Source organism: Novilysobacter viscosus, assembly GCF_046600715.1.
Taxonomy (GTDB): domain Bacteria; phylum Pseudomonadota; class Gammaproteobacteria; order Xanthomonadales; family Xanthomonadaceae; genus Lysobacter_C; species Lysobacter_C viscosus.
Window position 1 is genome coordinate 247,880 of the sequence record NZ_JBJMAV010000005.1, and the last position, 20,274, is coordinate 268,153.

A 20,274-nucleotide genomic window follows, 5' to 3' on the forward strand; every position below is an offset into this window, starting at 1 on the left:
GGCGCCGCTAGTACGGCTTCTCCTCGCCCTGCGGGCGCCGTTTGAACCGACGGTGGATCCACAGGTACTGGCTGGGTGCCTCGAGCACCATCGCCTCGATGGCGGCGTTGACCCGCGTGCTGTCGGCCAGCGCATCACTGGAAGGGAAGCCGTCCAGCGGCGCGCCCAGCCGCAGCACGTAATCGGCACCTTCGCGGCGGTGGAAGAACGGCACCACCGCGCAGCCGGTGAGCCGGGCGAACTGGTGGGTCGCGGTGATCGTCGCGGCAGGTACGCCGAAGAACGGTGCGAACACCGTGTCCTTGCCTCGCATGTCCTGGTCGGGCGCGTACCAGAGGATGCCGCCCTTCTTGAGGTGGCGCATGGCAGGACGCAACTCTTCGTTGCCGAACATCGCCGCCGCGTATTCCGCCCGCCCGCGCCGCACCGCCCACTCCATGACCGGGCTGCGATAGGGACGGTACATGCCTGCCAGCGGCAGCTGGTCGCACATCAACCGGCCACACATCTCCAGGGTCATGAAATGACCCGACACCAGCAGTACCCCGCGACCTTGAGCATGCAGCGCCCGTATCGGCTCGAGGCCCTCGATCCGTACCGTCCGCCGCATCGGCGTAACGTCGCCCCACCACGCGCGCGTGAACTCGAACAGGCCCACGCCCAGGTCCTTGAAACTCGCCCGCAACAGTGCCTCGCGCGTCGCTTCGTCCAGGTCGGGAAAGCACAGTCGAAGATTCGTCGACGCCGAGCGGCGTCGGCTCGGGACCAGGTGGTAGAGCACGGTGCCCAGCGCGCGTCCCAGCCCCCGCTGCACGGGCCACGGCAGTCGACCGGCCAGCACCATGGCGCCCAGTGCGAGCCAGGTGGGCCAGTGGCGCGGTCCCCTGGGCGGCGGGGAAAGGGGTTCGGGTGCGACGGGCATGGGTGGATTCTAGCGAAGCGCCCGGCCCTGCCCCGGACTCGCCGTCGAGGCGGTCCCGGGTTCGCCACCACTGCCGCTATCCTTGCGGCATGCGGACCGATCCGATCGAGCGCCTGTTGCGCGCCGTGTACTCCACAGCGCTCTACCTGCTGGTCCCGGTGACGGTCTACCACCTCATCTGGCGCGGCTTCCGCTCGCCTGCGTATTTCCAGCGTTGGCCCGAGCGCTACGCGATCTACCGACCGCCGCCGCCCCCACGGATGCTGTGGTTGCATGCGGTCTCGGTGGGCGAGGTCAATGCCGCGGTCCCGGTCGTCAACGCGTTGCGCCGCGGGCGCCCGGACCTTCGGCTGCTGGTCACCACGATCACCCCCACCGGCTCGGAGCGTGTCCGTGCTCTGTGGGGCGACGAGGTGGAGCACGTGTACCTCCCGTATGACCTGCCGGGCGCGGTGGGCAGGTTCCTCGCGCACTACCGGCCGCACGCAGCCCTGATCATGGAAACCGAACTGTGGCCGAACCTGTTGTTCGGGTGCCGGGATCGCGGGGTGCCGGTGTTCATCCTCAACGGGCGGTTGTCGGAGCGGTCGCTGCGCGGATACCGGGTGCTTGCGCCACTGGTATCGCGCGCGCTGCGAACGGTGCGTACGGTTGCGGCGCAATCGATGGGGGACGCAATGCGCTTCGTGCGGCTGGGCGCGCGTTCCGAGCAGGTCATGGACGTGGGTAACCTCAAGTACGACGTGCTCGTGCCGGTCGAGCTGGACGACTTCGTGGAGACATGCCGGCGCCATGCGGGCACGCGCCCGGTGTGGATCGCCGCCAGCACCCACGAGGACGAAGAGGCGGCGGTGATCGCCATCCACCGCCGCGTGCGAGCCCGCCACCCCGACGCATTGGTGCTGTGGGCGCCGCGCCACCCGGAGCGGTTCCGGATCGTGGCCGAACATGCGCGCGCCTCGGGCATGCAGGTGTCCACCCGGTCGCGCGCGCGCTGGCCGTCGGCGTCCGATTCGGTATTCGTGGTCGATACCCTGGGCGAGTTGATGAGCTTTTACGCCTGCGCGCAGGTGGCGTTCGTGGGCGGCAGCCTGCAGCCGGTCGGTGGGCACAACCTGCTGGAGGCCGCGGCAACCGGGACGGCAATCGTCACCGGCCCCCACCTGCACAATTTCAGTGACATCGCCAAGCGGTTGGCCGATGCCGACGCATTGCGCGTATGCCAAGACGCCGATGGCGTGGCTGTGCAGTTGCTCGCGCTGCTTGACGATGCCGACGCCCGCCATCGCATGGCCGAATCGGGGCGGGCGCTGGTGGAAACCGGGCGTGGTGCGTTGGCGCAGACGCTGGCGCTGTTGCAGCCGGTGCTCCCCGCGCGGTGAGGCCCCGAGCCTACGTGCCGGCTTCATCCCGCCCGATGGCGGCTTGGGAGTGCGGCGTGATCGGCGAGCGGATGCTAAAGCGCTCCCGGCCATGACGGACGGGAGCGCCGGGGATCATCTTGCAGTGGCGGTCAGGGGTCCAGGTCGGACTGGACCTGGGCCCGGGTATCCACCGTCAGCAGCCGGTTGACCTCCTGCACATCCTGGATGTCCAGGGTGCCGGCGGCTTGCTCGAGCAGCAGCAGGTTCTGCAGGTAGTTGTAGCGGGCCTGCGCCAGCGCCTGCTGTGCGGTGAACAGGTTCTGCTGGTTGGTCAGCACGTCCAGCACGGTGCGGGTGCCCACTTCCAGGCCTACCTGGGAGGCGTCATAGGCACTGCGAGCCGAGAACAGCGCCAGTCGGCGCGCCTCGATCTCGCTGATGCCCGCCACCAGCGCCTGGTAGGCACTGCGGGTGTTGCGCTCCAGCGCACGGCGTTGCTGCACGAGTTCGTCCTGGGCAACGTCGCGCTGGGCCACCGCCTGCCGGACCCGCGATTGCGTCGCGCCGCCGGAGAAGATCGGCACCGACAGGGTGATTCCGACGTTGGGTCCGCGGCTCTCGCTCTCGATCGGGCTGGTGACCGAGGTCGGGAGGTCGGAGCTGCTGAAGGTGCGGTCGCCGGTGGTCTTGGTATCGCCATAGCCGCCGCCCAGGTACAGCGTAGGCAAGTGGCCGGCGCGCGCGGTGCGGATGTCGGACTCGGCCGATTCGACCTGCAGCTGCTTGGCGCGCAGGGCGGGGTTGTTCTCGATCGCCGTCTGCACCCATTGCGAGGCGCCGCGGCTGGCGGGCAGTGCGGGCTGGAAGTCCTCCGGGAGACCCTTGAGGTTGCGCACCGGCTGGCCGGTGATCTCCGCCAGCGCCTGGTAGGCATCTTCGACCGCGTTGCGGGCCAGGATGGTATTGGCGCGCGCGCTGTCGAAGGTAGCGCGCGCCTCGTGCACATCGGTGATCGGCGCCAGCCCGACTTCCAGGCGCTTGGATGCGAAGTCGAACTGCTTCTGCAGCGCTGTCTCGGCGGCCTCGGCCGCGGCCAGGGTCTCCAACGCCACCAGCACGCTGAAGTACGCCGCCGAGGTGCGGGTCACCAGCGAGTCGTTGGCCGACTCCAGCTGGAAGTCGCTGGCGCGGCTGAGCGCATTACGGCTGCCCAGCGTGGTCAGGCGCGACATGTCGAACAGCATCTGGCTGCCGTTGATGCCGACGTTTCGCGTGGTCGTTTCGCTTTCGATGTCGCCGCGGAACTCCACCGGCGTGCCCGAGTTGGGATCGAACTGGGTCTGCGTCGCCGGACCTTCGCTGCGTGCGCGGCGGTAGGACGCCTCACCGTTGAGCTGCGGCAGCATGGCGGCCCGCGCCTGCACCGAGCCTTCGCGGATGGCCAGGCGGTTCGACTCGGCGGCCGACAGCTGCGGGTCGCCCTGTCGCGCCAGTTCATACGTCTGCAACAGGTCCTCGGCCGAAGCGGCCGCGGGCAGCAGCAGGGCGATCGCCAGGGCGAGGAGGGCGGGCCGGCGGGTGATGGCGCGGCGGACTGGATGCGGGCGGCGGGTCATGCGGTTTCCTTTTCTTGACATCCGCACCCTCCGGCGCGGCACTGCGGGGACTCGCGGGTTGGCTGGGTCCAGTCCGGCCGGTCGGCCGGTCAGAGAACAAAGCTGGGACGTGGCGCGGCCCCGGCGAGATACGGAAGATCGGTTTCGAACAGCGATTCGATGCGGGGAGCGTAGACGTCGCCGCCCGCCTCCGGGGCGTGCACCAATGCGGCGTCCATCGCCGGCGAGCGGCCATGCACCACGAACAGGCGACCGCCCGGGCGAAGCCAGCGCAGCAAGTCGTGCGGGACCACCGCTGTCGCGCCGGTGAGGCAGATCGCATCGAAGCGGCGCTGCGTTTCCCATCCGAACGCGTCGGCGTTGACCACCTCGACGTTGCCGATCTGCTGGCGCTGCAGGCGTGCTCGCGCGGCATCGGCCAGGTCGGCATGGATCTCCAGGCTGACGACGTCACGTGCGAGCCGGCCAAGGCACGCCGACAGGAAGCCGCTACCGGTACCGATCTCCAGCACGTCCTCGGTGGGCTCCAGTGCCAGCGACTGCAGGGTGCGGCCTTCAACCACCGGCTTCATCATCGACTCGCCATGGCCCAGCGGCAGCGCCAGGTCGGCGTAGGCCAGGTTGCGGTGCTGTTCCTGCACGAAGGCTTCGCGCGGGAGGTCGGACAGGGTGTCGAGCACGCGCATGTCCAGCACGTCCCAGGGACGCACCTGCTGCTCAACCATCAGTTCCCGGGCCTTGGCGTAGTCCATCGTCGTCATCTGCAAGCTCTTGCGGGCAAGCCGCGCATTGTACCGGCGCCATGGCGGCCGGCGTGCCTAGCATCGCTGCGCCGCGCCGGGTCGGCTGAGTGCCGGAAGTCACCGGGACCGACGGCCCCGCGCCGGCTACCGGCGGTGGACACCATAGCCCCGCAGGAACAGATCGACCGACGCCGCCAGGTGGGACTCGATACCGTCCTCGCCCATCGGGTCGCAACACCCGAACACCAGCTGCGCATGCGGCTCGCCCTTGACCAGGGTGAAGAACTGCGCGGCCGCTCGCCCCACGTCGGCAATGTCCAGTTCGCCGGCGGCGATGCGACGGCGCAGCAGGGCGGCGAACTCGTCCTGCACCCGCTGAGGGCCCGCGTCCCAGAACATCCGCGGCAAGGGTGAGTCGCTCAGCTGCGGCGAGCACAGCACCCGGTGGCCGGCAACCGCTTCGGGCTTGCTGACCATCACGTAGAAGGCGCGGGCGATCGCCAGCAGGCGCTCACGCAACGGCATCCCGGGAGCTTCCGTCTGGAACAGCGAGGATGGCAGCTGCTGCTCGCAATAGGCCCGCACGGCAGCCACGAACAAGGTGTCCTTGTCGCCGAAGTGGCTGTAGACGGTCAGCTTGGACACGCCCGCCTCGGTGGCGATCTGGTCCATGCTGGCGCCCTCGAACCCGTTGCGGGTGAACATCCGCTTGGCCGCCTCCAGGATCGCAGCACGCTTGGCCAGGTCCTTGGGACGGCCAGCGCCGGCGGGCTTGTTGGCGCGACCGCTTCTGATGGAATCAGGCATCATTCAATACTAGACCAGGCGGTTCGATAATTATACAGTACCGGGTGGTGCATTAATTAGCCCTGAGGCCGTTTCCATGCGACCCGCTCCCACTACCGCGCGAATGCCGGTTCTGCCCCCGCTATTCATGGCGGTCTTCCTGCTGGCCGGATGCGGCGGCGGCGATGATTCATCCGAGCCGGTTCGCCCGGTGCTGGTCGCCCGGCCGACGGTGGCCTCGGATTCGACCAGCGCTTTCGCCGGTGACGTGCGTGCGCGGGAAGAAAGCGCACTGTCCTTCCGCGTGGGCGGCAAGCTGGTGGAGCGCACAGTCGATGTCGGGGATCGGGTTCGCGCCGGCGACGTGCTGGCGCGGCTGGATCCGGGAGACCTGCAAGCCCAGACCCGGGCCGCCCAGGCCCAGCTCGCCGCAGCCGAATCCGAACTGCAGCGCGCCCGTGCAGACCAGGCGCGCTTCACGCAACTGGGCGAGGACCGGCTCGTCAGCCGCTCAACGATCGATGCAAGCAACGCCGCCGCGACCGCCGCGCAAGGTCAGGCCACGGCTGCGCGCGCATCCTTGGACGTGGCGCGCAACCAGGCGGGCTACACGCGGTTGGCCGCGCCGGCCGATGGCGTGATTACCGCACGCCAGGCCGAGGCCGGGCAGGTGGTGGGTGCGGGGCAACCGGTTTTCTCACTGGCCGCCGACGGGCCCCGCGAGGTGCTGTTCGCGGTGCCTGAGGGCGCGCTGGCCGGCGTTGGCGTGGGTGACCCGGTGCAGGTGTCGCTGTGGGCCGGGGACGGCCGCCGGCTGCCGGGTCGCATCCGCGAGATCGCGCCTGCGGCGGATCCGGCATCACGCACCTTCGCTGCACGCGCCACCATCGACGCCCCGGCCGGAACGGTCGAGCTGGGCCAGAGCGCGCGCGTCTACCTCGCGGGAGACGGCGGCGCCCGCCTGAGCGTGCCGCTGTCGGCGCTGCTCCGGGGTGACGGGTCGCCGGCGGTCTTTGTCGTCAAACCCGCCGATTCGACGATCGAGCTTCGCCCTGTCCGCATCGGTCCGTATGGCGCCGACCACGTCGTGGTGCTGGACGGTCTTTCCCCGGCCGAGTGGGTGGTCACCGCCGGCGGCCACCTGTTGCGCGACGGGCAGAAGGTGGCGCCGGTGGATCGCGACAACCGTCCCGTGCGTCCCTGAGCATGCGCTTCAATCTTTCCGAGTGGGCCCTGCGCCACCGCAGCCTGGTGGTGTACGCGATGCTGGTGCTGGCGATGGCCGGCACGTTGTCCTATCTCAACCTGGGGCGCAGCGAGGACCCCGCGTTCACCTTCAAGGTGATGGTGATCCAGACCCGCTGGCCCGGTGCCACCGCCGAAGAGGTCTCGCGCCAGGTGACCGAGCGGATCGAGCAGAAGCTGATGGAGACGGGGGAGTACGAGTTCATCCGCTCGTACTCGCGGCCGGGCGAGTCACAGGTGATATTCGCCGCGCGCGACTCGATGCGTTCGGCCGAGATCGCGCCGCTCTGGTACCAGGTGCGCAAGAAGGTCGGTGACCTGCGTCCGCTGCTGCCGGCGGACGTCATCGGGCCGTTCTTCAACGACGAGTTCGGTGACACCTTCGGCAACATCTACGCACTGACCGGCGAGGGCTTCGACTACGCGGTGCTGAAGGACTACGCCGAGCGCGTGCAGCTGGCGCTCCAGGATGTCCCCGACGTCGGCAAGATCGAGTTGTTCGGGGTGCAGGACGAAAAGGTCTGGGTCGAAGTGTCCAATACCCGGCTGGCGACGCTCGGGGTTCCGGCATCGGCGGTCAAGCAGGCGCTGGACCAGCAGAACGCCATGGTGCCCGCCGGCTTCTTCGAAACCGGCAGCAGCCGCGTGCCCCTGCGCGTGGATGGAAAGTTCGCTTCGGTGGACGAGATCCGCGACTTCCCGATCCGCGTCGGCGATCGCACGTTCCGGCTGGGCGACGTGGCCGAGGTCTACCGGGGCTTCGCCGACCCGCCGGGTCCGCGCATGCGGTTCATGGGAGAGGATGCGATCGGCATCGGCGTGGCGATGCGCCAGGGTGGCGACATCCTCGAGCTCGGGCAAACGCTGGAGCACGAGTTCGCGCTGCTGCAGGACACGCTTCCGGCGGGCATGGCGCTGCGCAAGGTGTCCGACCAGCCGGCCGCGGTGGCCGACTCGGTGGGCGAGTTCGTCAAGGTGCTGGCCGAGGCGGTCGGGATCGTGCTGCTGGTGAGTTTCCTGTCGCTTGGTTGGCGCACCGGGCTGGTGGTGGCGCTGTCGATCCCGCTGGTGCTGGCGATGACATTCGCGGTGATGGACTTCCTCGGCGTGGGCCTGCACAAGATCTCCCTGGGCGCGCTGGTGCTCGCGCTTGGGCTGCTGGTCGACGACGCGATCATCGCGGTGGAGATGATGGCCATCAAGATGGAGCAGGGCTTCAGCCGGCTCAAGGCCGCGGCATTCGCCTGGGAGTCCACCGCCTTCCCGATGCTGACCGGGACGCTGATCACCGCCGCGGGTTTCCTGCCGATCGCAACGGCGGCCTCGAGCACCGGCGAGTACACCCGCTCCCTGTTCCAGGTGGTGACGATCGCGCTGCTGGTGTCGTGGATCGCCGCGGTCGTGTTCATTCCCTACCTGGGCGACAAGCTGCTGCCCGATCACGGACAATCCGCGGCCCCCCGGCCGGGCTCGCTGGCCGCGCGCTGGCAGGCACGCCGCCGGGAGTGGGCGGACCGCTACCCGGCGTTTGCCGACATCATCGCGCCGCAGCTCCATGACCGCGGAGATCACGACCCGTATGCCACCCGCTTCTACACGCGGTTGCGGGGCTGGCTGGGCTGGTGCATCCGCCGCCGCTGGACGGTGATCGGCGGCACGGTGGCGCTGTTCGTCGCGTCGCTGGTGCTGTTCCGTTTCGTGCCCCAGCAGTTCTTCCCCGATTCGGTGCGGCGCGAACTCATGGTCGACATGGAGCTTGCGGAGGGCAGTTCGCTCAAGGCAACCACTCAAGCGGCCGGCCGGCTGGAAGCGATGTTGGCCGGGCGGGCCGGCCTCGAGAACTACGTGGCCTACATCGGCACCGGGTCACCGCGCTTCTACCTGCCACTTGACCAGCAGTTGCCGGCCGCCAACTTCGCCCAGTTCGTGCTGATGCCCCGGGACATCGAGGCGCGCGAGGCCTTGCGCGAGTGGGTCATCGGCGAGGTCGTGCCGCGCTTCCCGGAACTGCAGTTGCGCGTCACCCGGCTGGAGAACGGCCCACCGGTGGGCTACCCGGTGCAGTTCCGCGTGTCCGGCGAGCATATCGGGCAGGTCCGCGAGATCGCCTACCGGGTGCGCGACCAGATGCGCCTCAATCCCCACGTGGCCAACGTCAACCTCGACTGGGACGAGCCCGTCAAGGTCGTACGGCTGCACGTCGACCAGGAACGCGCGCGCGCACTCGGCGTCAGCTCCGCACAGCTGTCGCAGTTCCTGTCCAGCTCGCTCTCGGGCAGCCATATCAGCACCTACCGGGAAGGCAACGAGCTGGTCGAGATGTCGCTGCGGGGAACCGACGAGGAGCGGCTGCGGCTGGACATGCTGGGCAGCCTCATGGTGCCCACCGCGAACGGCACCAGCGTGCCGCTGACCCAGGTGGCCACCCTGGAGCACACGTTCGAGGAAGGCATCATCTGGCACCGCGACCGCCGGCCGACGATGACTGTTCGCGCCGACATCTACGACGGCACGCAGCCCGCCACGGTCGCGGCTCAGATCTCGCCGACCCTCGACGGCATCCGCGCCGGGCTGCCCTACGGGTACTCGGTGGAGGTGGGCGGCAGCGTAGAGGATGCCGCGCGCGGGCAGTCGTCCATCGCCGCTGGCATGCCGCTGTTCCTGCTGGTGGTGTTCACGCTGCTGATGGTCCAGCTGCGCAGTTTTTCACGCAGCGTGATGGTCCTGCTGACCGCACCGCTGGGATTGATCGGCGCAACCCTGTTCCTGCTGGTGTTCCGGGTGCCGTTCGGCTTCGTGGCCATGCTGGGCACCATCGCGCTGGCCGGCATGATCATGCGCAATTCGGTGATCCTGGTGGACCAGATCGAGCAGGACCGCAGCGACGGTGCAGAAGCCTGGCAAGCCATTGTCGAGGCGACCGTGCGGCGTTTCCGTCCCATCGTACTGACCGCGCTGGCGGCGATCCTGGCCATGGTTCCGCTCTCGCGCAGTGCGTTCTTCGGCCCGATGGCCGTGGCGATCATGGGCGGCCTGCTGGTGGCCACGGTGCTGACGCTGTTCTTCCTGCCGGCGCTGTATGCGGCCTGGTTCCGGGTCAAGCCACCGGAGCCGGACCGCCCGTCAGCGCCACTCCAGTCTCGCGCCTCCTGAGTAGAGATGCCGCAGTCGGGGGCGCGCGCGGTGCCCGCACCGTTGGCCACGGATGCACACGGATTGCACCGAGGTCGGGATCGGGAGAATCGCTCCCCCCAGGCAGTCCACGCCGCACCGGGGCGTGGGCCGCGGCCTTATCGGCCGTCTCAACCCTGATCCGTGGCAAGCGCCGTCCGACTCGCGTCAGTCCTCGTCGCCCCATGGCGCGGGCGGCACGGCGACCGGTGCGGTGAGGTCGAACTCGACCTTGAACAGCCGGCCACCGGGGCGCGACAGCTCATAGACGAACGTACGGCCGGGGCGCAGTTCCATCGCCCAGGTGTTGGTCACCGAGGCGTCCAGATCCTCGCGCAGGAACATCGCCTTGGAGAACTCGTCGACCGGGAACTCCTGGCGCGCGGCGGTTCCCAGGCTGGCGCTGTCACCGCCGTACATGGTGACCGCGTCGTCGCTGCCGTCCTCGTGGCGGTGGTCGTGCTTGAGTTGCAGGCCCGGCCCGGTGCGGGTGATGACCCAGGTCCGGGAGCGGTCCTCGCCGACGTGGAACGGGACGCGCAACGCGTCGTCGCCGCAGCCACGAACGTGCATCACCAGCGGCTTGCCCGCGAACGGGTCCTCACCGGTGGGCGGCGGGGTGTCGGCCACTACGCGGCCGGCGAAGGCTTGACCGCACAGCGCCTGCAGGCCCGTGTAGAAGCGGTCCGCCGGCAGCGGCGCGGTGGCGGTGGGGGAGGGAACCGTGGCGCAACCCGACAGGGCAACGGCGGCAGCGAGCAGGCTGGAGCGCAGGAGGGTGTTCATCGCGCCACCGTACCCAGACCGAGACCCGGCGGCAAACCGCGGCGCAGCACCAAACCGGCCCGGGTGAACGCCGGCCGCTGGCGTTGCCGGCCGGTCGGTGGTCCAATGCCCGGCGAAGCGGGGGTACCGCGGCCCCTGGGCCACGGTTGAGACAGACCCTTCGAACCTGACGCGGTTGAGACCGCCGTAGGGAGCTTCGCCGCCGCGCCCCACCGGGGTGCGCCGTGCGCCGCCGCTTCGTCCCGCCGCCCGTGCGGCCCTCCCAGGACGAACGCCATGAATGCAGTGCCCTCCGATCTCCTCCAGCAGGCCGACCGCCTGTCATCCGACGTGGTCCGGCCCATCCCCGGTTCGCGCAAGGTGCACGTGGAGGGGTCGCGCCCGGACATCCGGGTCCCGATGCGCGAGATCGACCTGGCCAGGACGCCGACGATCTTCGGCGGCGAGGACAACGCGCCGCTGGCGGTCTACGACTGCTCGGGTCCGTACACCGATCCGGCGGTCGAGATCGACCTGGCCCGTGGGCTGGCGCCGCTGCGCGCGCAGTGGATTGCCGAGCGCGGCGACTCCGAGGCGCTGGCCGGATTGAGTTCGGAATTCGGCCGCCGTCGCGAGTCCGACGCCAGGCTCGATGCCGTGCGCTTCGGCAACCGGCCGCAGCCGCGGCGTGCGGTCGCCGGGGCCAACGTCACCCAGATGCACTACGCCCGGCGGGGCATCGTGACCCCGGAGATGGAGTTCATCGCCATCCGCGAAAACCAGCGCATCGATGCGATCCGCGAGGCGCACCTGCTCAAACAGCACCCGGGCGAGTCGTTCGGTGCCAGCATCCAGGGCCTGATCACGCCGGAGTTCGTGCGCGACGAGGTGGCACGCGGCCGCGCGATCATCCCCAGCAACATCAACCACCCCGAGAGCGAGCCGATGATCATCGGCCGCAACTTCCTGACCAAGGTAAACGCCAACATCGGCAACAGCGCGGTGTCCTCGGGCATCGCCGAGGAAGTGGAGAAGCTGGTGTGGTCGATGCGCTGGGGCGCGGACACGGTCATGGACCTGTCCACCGGCAAGCACATCCACGAAACGCGCGAATGGATCATCCGCAACAGCCCGGTTCCGATCGGCACGGTTCCGATCTACCAGGCGCTGGAGAAGGTCGACGGCAAGGCCGAGGAGCTCAACTGGGAGATCTTCCGCGACACCCTGATCGAGCAGGCCGAGCAGGGCGTGGACTACTTCACCATCCATGCCGGCGTGCTGCTGCGTTACGTGCCGCTCACCGCGCGGCGCGTGACCGGCATCGTCTCGCGCGGCGGCTCGATCCTGGCCAAATGGTGCCTGGCGCACCACCGGGAGAATTTCCTCTACACGCACTTCGAGGAGATCTGCGAAATCATGAAGGCCTACGACGTGGCCTTCTCGCTGGGCGACGGCCTGCGCCCGGGCTCGATCGCCGATGCCAACGACGCAGCCCAGTTCGGCGAGCTGGAGACGCTGGGCGAGCTGACCCAAATCGCCTGGAAGCATGACGTGCAGACCATGGTGGAAGGTCCCGGCCACGTGCCCATGCACCTGATCAAGGAGAACATGGACAAGCAGCTGGAGACGTGTGGCGAGGCGCCGTTCTACACGCTGGGGCCGCTGACCACCGACATCGCACCGGGCTACGACCACATCACCAGCGCGATCGGCGCGGCGATGATCGGCTGGTACGGCTGCGCGATGCTCTGCTACGTGACCCCGAAGGAGCACCTGGGCCTGCCCAACAAGCAGGACGTGCGCGAAGGCCTGATGGCCTACCGCATCGCCGCCCACGCGGCCGACCTGGCCAAGGGGTACCCGGGCGCGCAGGCCCGGGACAACGCCATGAGCAAGGCGCGTTTCGAGTTCCGCTGGGAAGACCAGTTCAACCTTGGCCTGGATCCCGAGCGGGCACGCGAGTACCACGACGAGACGCTGCCCAAGGATGCGCACAAGACCGCGCACTTCTGCTCGATGTGCGGGCCGCATTTCTGCTCGATGAAGATCACCCAGGACGTGCGCGAGTACGCCGCCGAGCACGGCATGGACGAGGGCTCCGTGCTCGAGGCCGGCATGGCGGAGAAGGCTGCCGAGTTCCGGCAGGCGGGTGCCGAGGTGTACCGCAAGGCCTGAGCAGCCGGGTGCGGACCGATGGCCTGTCGCAGCATCGGCAACCGCACCCCGTCTCCGGTGGCCACGAATCCGTTGGACGCGGGAACGGGGCGTAGCTCGGCCCGTGCCTGCGCGTCTTGTGTAGTGGGGGCGTGGCGTTACGATGCATCGCACTGAACGGCCAGGCATCACCCCATGAGATTGCAGGTCCCCTTCATCCAGTTGCCGCTGCTGTTCGATGCGGCCCGGCTGGCCGACGAAGTCGGACGCATCGATGATTCGCACTGGCGGCCGCACCCCCAGGGGTTCGAGGGCAACTCGATGTTGCCGCTGGTCGCGGTGAGCGGTAACCCGGACGACGAGTCGTTCGCAGGATCGATGCAGCCCACCCCGGCGCTGGCATCCAGCCCGACCCTGCGGCAGGTGTTCGCCAGCCTGGGCGCAACCATCGGGCGCAGCCGCCTGATGCGCCTGTCGGGCCATGCGGAAGTGGCGCGCCATGCCGACCAGGGCTACTACTGGGCCGAGCGGGTCCGGGTCCACGTACCCATCGTGACCCAGCCCAGCGTGCGCTTCGAGTGCGGCGACGCAGTCATCAACATGGCCGCCGGGGAATGCTGGATATTCGATACGTGGCGGCAGCACCGCGTGCTCAACGACGCGGTCCAGTCGCGCATCCACCTGGTCGTGGACACCGTGGGTGGCGAACAGTTCTGGTCGATGCTCGCCGGCGCGCGCCCGCACACCGCGCCACGCGGGCCGGGGATCTGGGAACCCCGGCGGGTCGCGCCCACCGACGCGGAGAGTTCGTTTGCATGCGAGCGTGTGAATGTCCCGGTGGTGATGACCCCCTGGGAGCTCAACGCACACATGGGTCAGTTGATGGCCGATGCGCAGCCGCACCCGAACCTCCAACCCGTCCGCCAGGCGACGATGCGATTCGCCCGGGCCTGGCACGGTCTGTGGTCCCGGTTCGGCGATGCACCCGACGGCCATGACGCGTTCCGCGAGTTGCTGGCACGTTATCTGGCCGAAGTCGCCCGTCCCGCACAGCCCCTGGTGCTGAACAACCAGTTGCGCTGGTTCGACGCCATGCAGGTGATGGTCGCGCGCGCCGCCGTGGTGGCCGACGCAAGCCCAAGCGCAGTGGCCACCGGCGAGGACCAGCGTCGCATGGGCGACAACGCCTGACGCGCCGCGGCCGGTAGCGGGCCCGACAGGAAAAAAGGCCGCCCGGGGGGCGGCCTTTTCGATTCTGCGTGGAACACCCTGGCGCGGCCGGGGCCGGCGCGGGTTCAGAAGTTCGGCTTGACCGCCGAATCCTCGAACCGCTGGATCGCCTCGGTCAGGATCGCCTTGGCGGCGCTCGCGTCGCCCCACCCGTCGATCTTCACCCACTTGCCCTTCTCCAGGTCCTTGTAGTGCTCGAAGAAGTGGCCGATGCGTTCACACCAGTGCGGGCTGACCTGGTCGATGTCGTGGATGTGGCCGTAGCCGGCGAACACCTTGTCCACCGGCACCGCCAACAGCTTCTCGTCGCTGCCGGCCTCGTCGGACATCTTCAGGACGCCAACCGGACGGCAACGGATCACCGAGCCGGGGATCAGCGGCAGCGGCAGGATGACCATCACGTCGGCCGGGTCGCCGTCGCCGCACAGCGTGTGCGGCACGTAGCCGTAGTTGCAGGGGTAGCGCATCGGCGTGGACAGGATGCGGTCGACGAAGATCGCACCCGATGCCTTGTCCACCTCGTACTTGACGGGCTCTGCGTCCTTGGGGATTTCGATGATGACGTTGATCTCATCCGGCGGATTGTTGCCGGTGGGGACGAGGTCCAGGCCCATGTATAGCTCCAGATGCGGGGGAGGGCCGCATTGGCGCGGTCCCGAAAGGCGGGCATGTTACCCGTCTGGCTGCTGCGGTGCAGCATGCACGTCGGGCGTGCTTTGCCTGTCAGCTGGACCTGGACCCGGCCGGCAAGCCACTCCTCGTTTCGGGCGCGGGCGGGCAGCGCCCGGCCATCGGGGCATAGGCTCGCAGGCCCGCTCGCGCGGCTAGAAGCGGTGGCTCACGCGCACGTAGAGGTCGTGGTCCACCCGCGCCCGGGTACCGGCGGGGTGCTCGAGCTCGCGGCGCTCGCGCAGCCGTGCCTCCATCGACGTGGACTTGCTGAAGCGGCGCTGGTAGCGGATCTCGACCAGCTCGTCGTTGTTGCGGAAGTCCGGCGAGATCAGCCAGCCTGCGCCGGTCCTGCCGTAGGCCACTCCAAGGTGGTGCCCCGGGGCGATGTCGTACAGGCTCGCCGCCGCCTGCCATGCAAGGCCGTCGCTGTCACCCGCCTGTCCGGTGCGTACCGCCGACCCGGTGGGGGTGTTGAAGGCGTAACCGGCCTCGGCGCCCGCAACCAGGCGAAGACCGCTTTCGCGCAGCGGCCACGTGGCGGAGACGCGTGCATTGACGGTCAGGTAGTCCTCGCGTGCAGGCCTGGACAGGCCGTCCCGCGCCAGGCTGTCGGGCATCCAGGCCACGGACACCATGCGGTGGTCAACCGGACCCCAGCGGGTGGTGTTCTGCAGGCCGGTAAACATCGATATCCGACTGCCGGACTCGCTGAAATCCAGCGGGGCGCGCGCCACGCCGCCGCTGCCGCGCGCATGACGGTGCTCGGCGACCAGGTGGCCGCGCCAACCGCCGCCGACCGGCATGTCCAGGTGCACGCCGTCGGTCCAGTTTACGTCGGTGTTGGGGCTGTCATTGCGATCCAGCCCCTTGGAGGGGACGCCGGGAAGCGCGAACTGGGTCTGGAAGCGGCCGACCTTCAGGCGCAGGCCGTTGTCAGGCGCCGCGTAGCCGATATAGGCCTCGTCCAGCGTGACGTCGCCAAAGGCGGCGCCGGTCCGGGTGGGTGCGTAGCCGCGAAGGTACGCACGACTGCCGTCCTGCGCGCTGCTGAAGCGCCCGGCCACCCGCGTTCGCAATGTCCAGCGGTCGTTGAACGCCCGCTGCATCGACATGCGCAAGCGCGCGTTGAAGGCGTCGGTATCCGACCGCGACCCGTCGCGCGCCTTCTGCTGGGTGGCGAAGTAGCCACCCCGCAGGTCGCCCCCGAAGGTCCAGGCCGAATCGGCCGGCCGCGACTGGGCGGCGGCTGGTCCCGGAGCGCACAGCGCCGAAAGCAGGATCGCCGCGTAAGCCATCGGGCGCGTCCGTCGGGGGCCGCTACCGGGATATCGTGGCGGGGCGGGTCTGGCGAACATCGCAGGGTCCTGGTTGACCGGATCGGCACCCCTGTGCCGGTGCCTTGAGCGTACCGGTGCCCCCAGCGTCGGCCATGACCCAGATCAAACAACCGACCGATAGCGGAGGCGGCGGCCAGTGCCGCCGCCTCCGTGTTGCGCGCGGATCAGTTCCGCGGCGGGGGCTTGCGGTCCAGGTACTGGCTGGACCAGCGCTTGGCAACGTCCCCGGCCGCCTCGCGGCCACCCAGGCCGAAGGCCAGCGCAGCTGCCACGGCCACGGCGCCCAGTACCAGCCCGAACGCCAGGTTGACGATCTCGTCGGCGATGCCCATCGCGCGCAGGCCCATGGCGATGACCAGGCCGAGGATGGCGACGCGGGCGATCCTGGCCAGTCCTTCGGCGTTGTCGCGATTGGCGCGCTGGATGGCGGTCGCAGCCAGGTTGGCCAGCCAGTAGCCGACCACGAAGATCACCAGGCCCAGCAGGATGTCCGCACCGAAGGCGATGAAGGTTTCCAGCAGGTCGCGGACCCCGCCGAAGCCCAGCAGCGCGGCGGCCTCGACGGTTGCGAACAGCATGATGAAGAACAGCGCTACCCGGCCGCCCAGTTGCGAGAGCGAGGTGGGTAGGCCGGCCCCCGTGTCACGGACGTCCACCGTCGCCGTGTCCCGTGCTGCCGGAGGCGGCGGCGCCGCGTTGCCGGACGCCGGCGCGTAGCCCTCGGCGGCTGGCGAGCTGATGCCCGACGCCCCCGGAGTGGTCGCCACGTCGGGCGACGGGCCGGCGAATGCATGACTCATGCCCAAGCGCTCGGGCAGGGCGTCGAAACCCAGGTTGGAAAGCAGGCGAGTCACCAGGTCGGCGACCAGGCGCCCGATGAACCAGGCGATGATCAGGATGGCCGCGGCCGCGATGAGGTTGGGGATCGCCTGCAGGAACACGTCCAGCATGCGCGTCAGCGGCATCGATATCGCGTCGATCCTGAGTGCGTCCAGCGCCGCGATCAGCGTGGGGACGATCACCAGGATGAAGGCGAGCGTGCCGCCCAGCTGCGACAGGCTCAGGCCTTCGCCGGCCTGTCCCGGACGGTTGCCGATGCGATCGGCACCGGTGGCCGCCAGCAGGTTGGTGACCAGGCCGCGCACCGCCTTGGCGATGATCCAGCCGATCAGGCCGATCACCACGGCGGCGAACAGGTTCGGCAGCATCGCCAGGAAGTCGGACGTCATGCCAGACAGCGGCGCCATCAGGCCTTCGATCTGCAGAGCGCCGACGATCGCGGGCAGGAACAGCAGCAGCACCAGCCAGTAGGCAACGTTGCCCATGGTGTGGGACAGCGGCTGCATGTCGGCGGTTTCCGACAGCTTTTCGTCCATCCGCGTGGCGCCCAGGGCGCGGTTGACCACCCCACGTACCACCGAGGCCACCAGCAGCGCCAGCAGCGCCAGGCCCACCGCCAGCAGCAGCCTGGGCAGGTACAACATGACCGTGGTGGCCAGCGTCGACAACGGTCCGGAGACGCCTTCGATGCGCAGCACCCCGACCGCTCCGATCAACGCCAGCAACAGCACCGCCCAGAAGGCGATGCGCCCGGCGATGCGCTCGAAGTCCGTATCACCGGTGGTGTGTGTGTTGAGGCGCTCGTTGGTACGCAGCGCGGCAAGGCCCTTGCGGGTGCCCGCGGCGGCGACCAGCGCGACGACCCAGCCCAGCAGCAGGATCGCCAGGGCGCCCAGCATGCTGGGCAGGTAGACGCCCAGTGAGTTCTGCAGCGAATGCTGCCAGGTGACAGGTTGCATGGTCTCCCTCCCGGAATTTGCGGGGCCGGCAGCGGGGTGTGCGCCGGCGCCGCGAGTGGTTCAGGTGCCGCGGATGCAGCGCCTCGACCTTGCACAACGGGAGGTGAACAGGCCGTGTCGGCCCTTGGACGGGCGCCGGCGGCACAAAGAAAAACAGCGGCCCGAAGGCCGCTGTCGGTGGAGCGGGTACCGGCGTTACAGCAGCGGCACCATCAGCAGGGCGACGATGTTGATGATCTTGATCAGCGGGTTGATCGCCGGCCCGGCGGTGTCCTTGTAGGGGTCGCCGACGGTGTCGCCGGTGACCGCCGCCTTGTGCGCCTCGCTGCCTTTGCCGCCGAAGTGGCCATCCTCGATGTACTTCTTGGCGTTGTCCCACGCACCGCCGCCGGTGGTCATCGAAATGGCCACGAACAGGCCGGTGACGATGGTGCCGATCAGCAGGCCACCCAGTGCGATCGGTCCCAGCAGCAGCCCGACCGCGATCGGCACCGCGACCGGCAGGAGCGAGGGGATGATCATTTCCTTGATCGCCGACTTGGTCAGCATGTCGACCGCACGCGAGTAGTCGGGCTTGGCGGTGCCTTCCATGATCCCGGGGATCTCGCGGAACTGCCGGCGAACCTCCTCGACCACGCTGCCTGCGGCGCGGCCCACGGCCTCCATCGCCATCGCCCCGAACAGGTACGGGATCAGGCCACCGATGAGCAGGCCGATGATCACGTAGTGGTTCGACAGGTCGAAGGTGTACTCCACGCCGGGGTTGCTGGCCCGCAGGTTGTAGGTGTAGTCGGCGAACAGCACCAGCGCCGCCAGCGCCGCCGAGCCGATGGCATAGCCCTTGGTCACCGCCTTGGTGGTGTTGCCCACCGCGTCCAGCGGGTCGGTGATGGCACGCACCTCGGGTGGCAGCTCGGCCATCTCGGCGATGCCACCGGCGTTGTCGGTGATCGGGCCGTACGCATCCAGGGCGACGATCATGCCGGCCATCGACAGCATCGCGGTGGCGGCGATGGCAATGCCGTACAGGCCACCCAGCTCGAAGCAGCCCCAGATCGCGAGGCAGACGGCGAGCACCGGCAGGGCGGTCGACTTCATCGAGATGCCCAGGCCGGCGATGATGTTGGTCCCGTGCCCGGTGGTGGAGGCCTGCGCCACGTGCTGCACGGGCTTGAACTGGGTACCGGTGTAGTACTCGGTGATCCACACGATGGCGCCGGTCAGCACCAGGCCGATCAGCGCGCAGCCGTAGATGTTCATCGCCCCGTAGACGTTGTCGGCCATCAACGCGGTGGTGATCGGCCAGTACGCGATCGCCGCCAGCACGCCCGAAACGATGACGCCGCGGTACAGCGCGCCCATGATCGAGCCACCGGCCTTCACCTTGACGAACATCGCCCCGACGATGGAGGCGATGATTGACACCCCGCCCAGCACCAGCGGGTACAGCGCGCCGTTGGCACCGACGTCGCCGGCCATCAGGAAGCCCAGCAGCATCGTCGCGATGACGGTGACGGCGTAGGTCTCGAACAGGTCCGCGGCCATGCCCGCGCAGTCGCCGACGTTGTCCCCGACGTTGTCGGCGATGACCGCCGGGTTGCGCGGGTCGTCCTCGGGGATGCCGGCTTCGACCTTGCCTACCAGGTCGGCGCCCACGTCGGCGCCCTTGGTGAAGATGCCGCCGCCCAGTCGCGCGAAGATCGAGATCAGCGAGCTGCCGAATGCCAGGCCGACGAGGGCGTGCAACGCGTCCTCGCCGACGATGCCCATCGACGCCAGCGCCATCCAGTAGCCGGCCACGCCGAGCAGGCCCAGGCCGACGACCAGCATGCCGGTGATCGCACCGCCACGGAACGCAACGTCCATGGCCGGGCCGATGCCCTTGCGTGCGGCTTCGGCGGTGCGCACGTTGGCGCGGACCGAAACGTTCATGCCGATGTAGCCGGCCGCCCCCGACAGCACCGCGCCGATCAGGAACCCGATCGCGGTGGCCCAGTCCAGGAACAGGCCGATCAGTACCAGAAGTACTGCGCCGGCGACGGCGATGGTGGTGTATTGCCGGTTGAGGTAGGCGTGCGCGCCTTCCTGGATCGCGCCGGCGATCTCCTGCATGCGTTCGTTGCCGGCGGGCTGCGCGCTGATCCAGCGCGCCGAGATGATCCCGTAAAGGATCGCGATGACGGCGCATACGAGCGCCAAGGTCAAACCGTACTGCTCCAGCATGAACCCCTCCCCAGAGTGGACATCACGGGACAACGGATTTGATGAATCGGAATCTGATGATTCGTAGGTGTTTGAACCGGATCTGGAACGCGTGCCTGGTGCGCCGGGACACTGTCCATCCCGGGCCCGACGAAGCAGGACGAGGTCGATCAGGTCTCGGGTCGGCCGGCGCCGTGGCGCGGACAACGGCGCCGACTATGGCACAGCCCCCGGACCTGCGACAGCTCGTGAATCCGGGGTTCAGGGC

At 69.0% G+C, this 20,274-nt stretch carries 14 protein-coding genes; 5 read left to right on the top strand and 9 right to left on the bottom strand.

The window, feature by feature from the left end; translation table 11 throughout:
- Nucleotides 1-7: 7 nt before the first annotated feature.
- Nucleotides 8-922, bottom strand: coding sequence for an LpxL/LpxP family Kdo(2)-lipid IV(A) lauroyl/palmitoleoyl acyltransferase (gene lpxL, locus ACJQWL_RS10055; RefSeq protein WP_330968308.1), 915 nt, complete (start codon nucleotides 920-922; stop codon nucleotides 8-10).
- Nucleotides 923-1,011: 89 nt separating this feature from the next.
- Between lpxL and waaA the strand changes: the two genes are divergently transcribed.
- Complete coding sequence (gene waaA, locus ACJQWL_RS10060; protein ID WP_330968309.1) at nucleotides 1,012-2,304, top strand: lipid IV(A) 3-deoxy-D-manno-octulosonic acid transferase; 1,293 nt, start codon at nucleotides 1,012-1,014, stop codon at nucleotides 2,302-2,304.
- A gap of 131 nt (nucleotides 2,305-2,435) precedes the next feature.
- On the opposite strand, the gene ACJQWL_RS10065 is transcribed toward waaA, so the two are convergent.
- From ACJQWL_RS10065 to ACJQWL_RS10075, 3 genes are all read right to left on the bottom strand, one after another.
- The gene (locus ACJQWL_RS10065) at nucleotides 2,436-3,869 is read right to left on the bottom strand and encodes a TolC family outer membrane protein (RefSeq protein ID WP_411300880.1); all 1,434 of its coding nucleotides are present in this window, start codon (nucleotides 3,867-3,869) and stop codon (nucleotides 2,436-2,438) included.
- A gap of 122 nt (nucleotides 3,870-3,991) precedes the next feature.
- On the bottom strand, nucleotides 3,992-4,663 hold the full coding sequence (locus ACJQWL_RS10070; RefSeq protein WP_330968311.1) for a protein-L-isoaspartate O-methyltransferase family protein: 672 nt from the start codon (nucleotides 4,661-4,663) through the stop codon (nucleotides 3,992-3,994).
- Nucleotides 4,664-4,789: 126 nt separating this feature from the next.
- Nucleotides 4,790-5,452, bottom strand: a complete 663-nt coding sequence (locus ACJQWL_RS10075) for a TetR/AcrR family transcriptional regulator (protein WP_411300876.1) — start codon at nucleotides 5,450-5,452, stop codon at nucleotides 4,790-4,792.
- A 103-nt stretch (nucleotides 5,453-5,555) separates the two neighbouring features.
- Here ACJQWL_RS10075 and ACJQWL_RS10080 point away from each other — a divergent pair, with 103 nt between their 5' ends.
- A complete protein-coding gene (locus tag ACJQWL_RS10080; RefSeq protein WP_330968313.1) occupies nucleotides 5,556-6,635 on the top strand; it encodes an efflux RND transporter periplasmic adaptor subunit in 1,080 nt (359 codons plus the stop codon).
- A gap of 2 nt (nucleotides 6,636-6,637) precedes the next feature.
- Nucleotides 6,638-9,829, top strand: a complete 3,192-nt coding sequence (locus ACJQWL_RS10085) for an efflux RND transporter permease subunit (protein ID WP_330968314.1) — start codon at nucleotides 6,638-6,640, stop codon at nucleotides 9,827-9,829.
- Nucleotides 9,830-10,015: 186 nt separating this feature from the next.
- On the opposite strand, the gene ACJQWL_RS10090 is transcribed toward ACJQWL_RS10085, so the two are convergent.
- Entirely contained in the window at nucleotides 10,016-10,633 is a 618-nt protein-coding gene (locus tag ACJQWL_RS10090) for a hypothetical protein (protein WP_330968315.1), read from the bottom strand.
- Between the two features lie 276 nt (nucleotides 10,634-10,909).
- On the opposite strand from ACJQWL_RS10090, the gene thiC reads away from it, so the two are divergent.
- The gene (gene thiC, locus ACJQWL_RS10095) at nucleotides 10,910-12,787 is read left to right on the top strand and encodes a phosphomethylpyrimidine synthase ThiC (RefSeq protein WP_330968316.1); all 1,878 of its coding nucleotides are present in this window, start codon (nucleotides 10,910-10,912) and stop codon (nucleotides 12,785-12,787) included.
- 174 nt (nucleotides 12,788-12,961) lie between these two features.
- Complete coding sequence (locus ACJQWL_RS10100) at nucleotides 12,962-13,957, top strand: aspartyl/asparaginyl beta-hydroxylase domain-containing protein (RefSeq protein WP_330968317.1); 996 nt, start codon at nucleotides 12,962-12,964, stop codon at nucleotides 13,955-13,957.
- Nucleotides 13,958-14,061: 104 nt separating this feature from the next.
- Here the strand turns inward: ACJQWL_RS10100 and ppa are convergent, their stop codons facing one another.
- The 4 genes from ppa to ACJQWL_RS10120 form a co-directional block, all read right to left on the bottom strand.
- Nucleotides 14,062-14,610 carry an inorganic diphosphatase gene (gene ppa / locus ACJQWL_RS10105; protein ID WP_330968318.1) on the bottom strand — a complete coding sequence of 183 codons (549 nt, stop codon included), beginning with the start codon at nucleotides 14,608-14,610 and terminating at the stop codon, nucleotides 14,062-14,064.
- A gap of 210 nt (nucleotides 14,611-14,820) precedes the next feature.
- Nucleotides 14,821-15,963 (bottom strand): hypothetical protein, encoded by a 1,143-nt coding sequence (locus ACJQWL_RS10110; RefSeq protein ID WP_411300877.1) that lies wholly within the window; start codon nucleotides 15,961-15,963, stop codon nucleotides 14,821-14,823.
- Nucleotides 15,964-16,169: 206 nt separating this feature from the next.
- Entirely contained in the window at nucleotides 16,170-17,804 is a 1,635-nt protein-coding gene (locus ACJQWL_RS10115) for a mechanosensitive ion channel (RefSeq protein WP_330968319.1), read from the bottom strand.
- Between the two features lie 195 nt (nucleotides 17,805-17,999).
- On the bottom strand, nucleotides 18,000-20,027 hold the full coding sequence (locus tag ACJQWL_RS10120; protein WP_330968320.1) for a sodium-translocating pyrophosphatase: 2,028 nt from the start codon (nucleotides 20,025-20,027) through the stop codon (nucleotides 18,000-18,002).
- Nucleotides 20,028-20,274 lie beyond the last annotated feature (247 nt).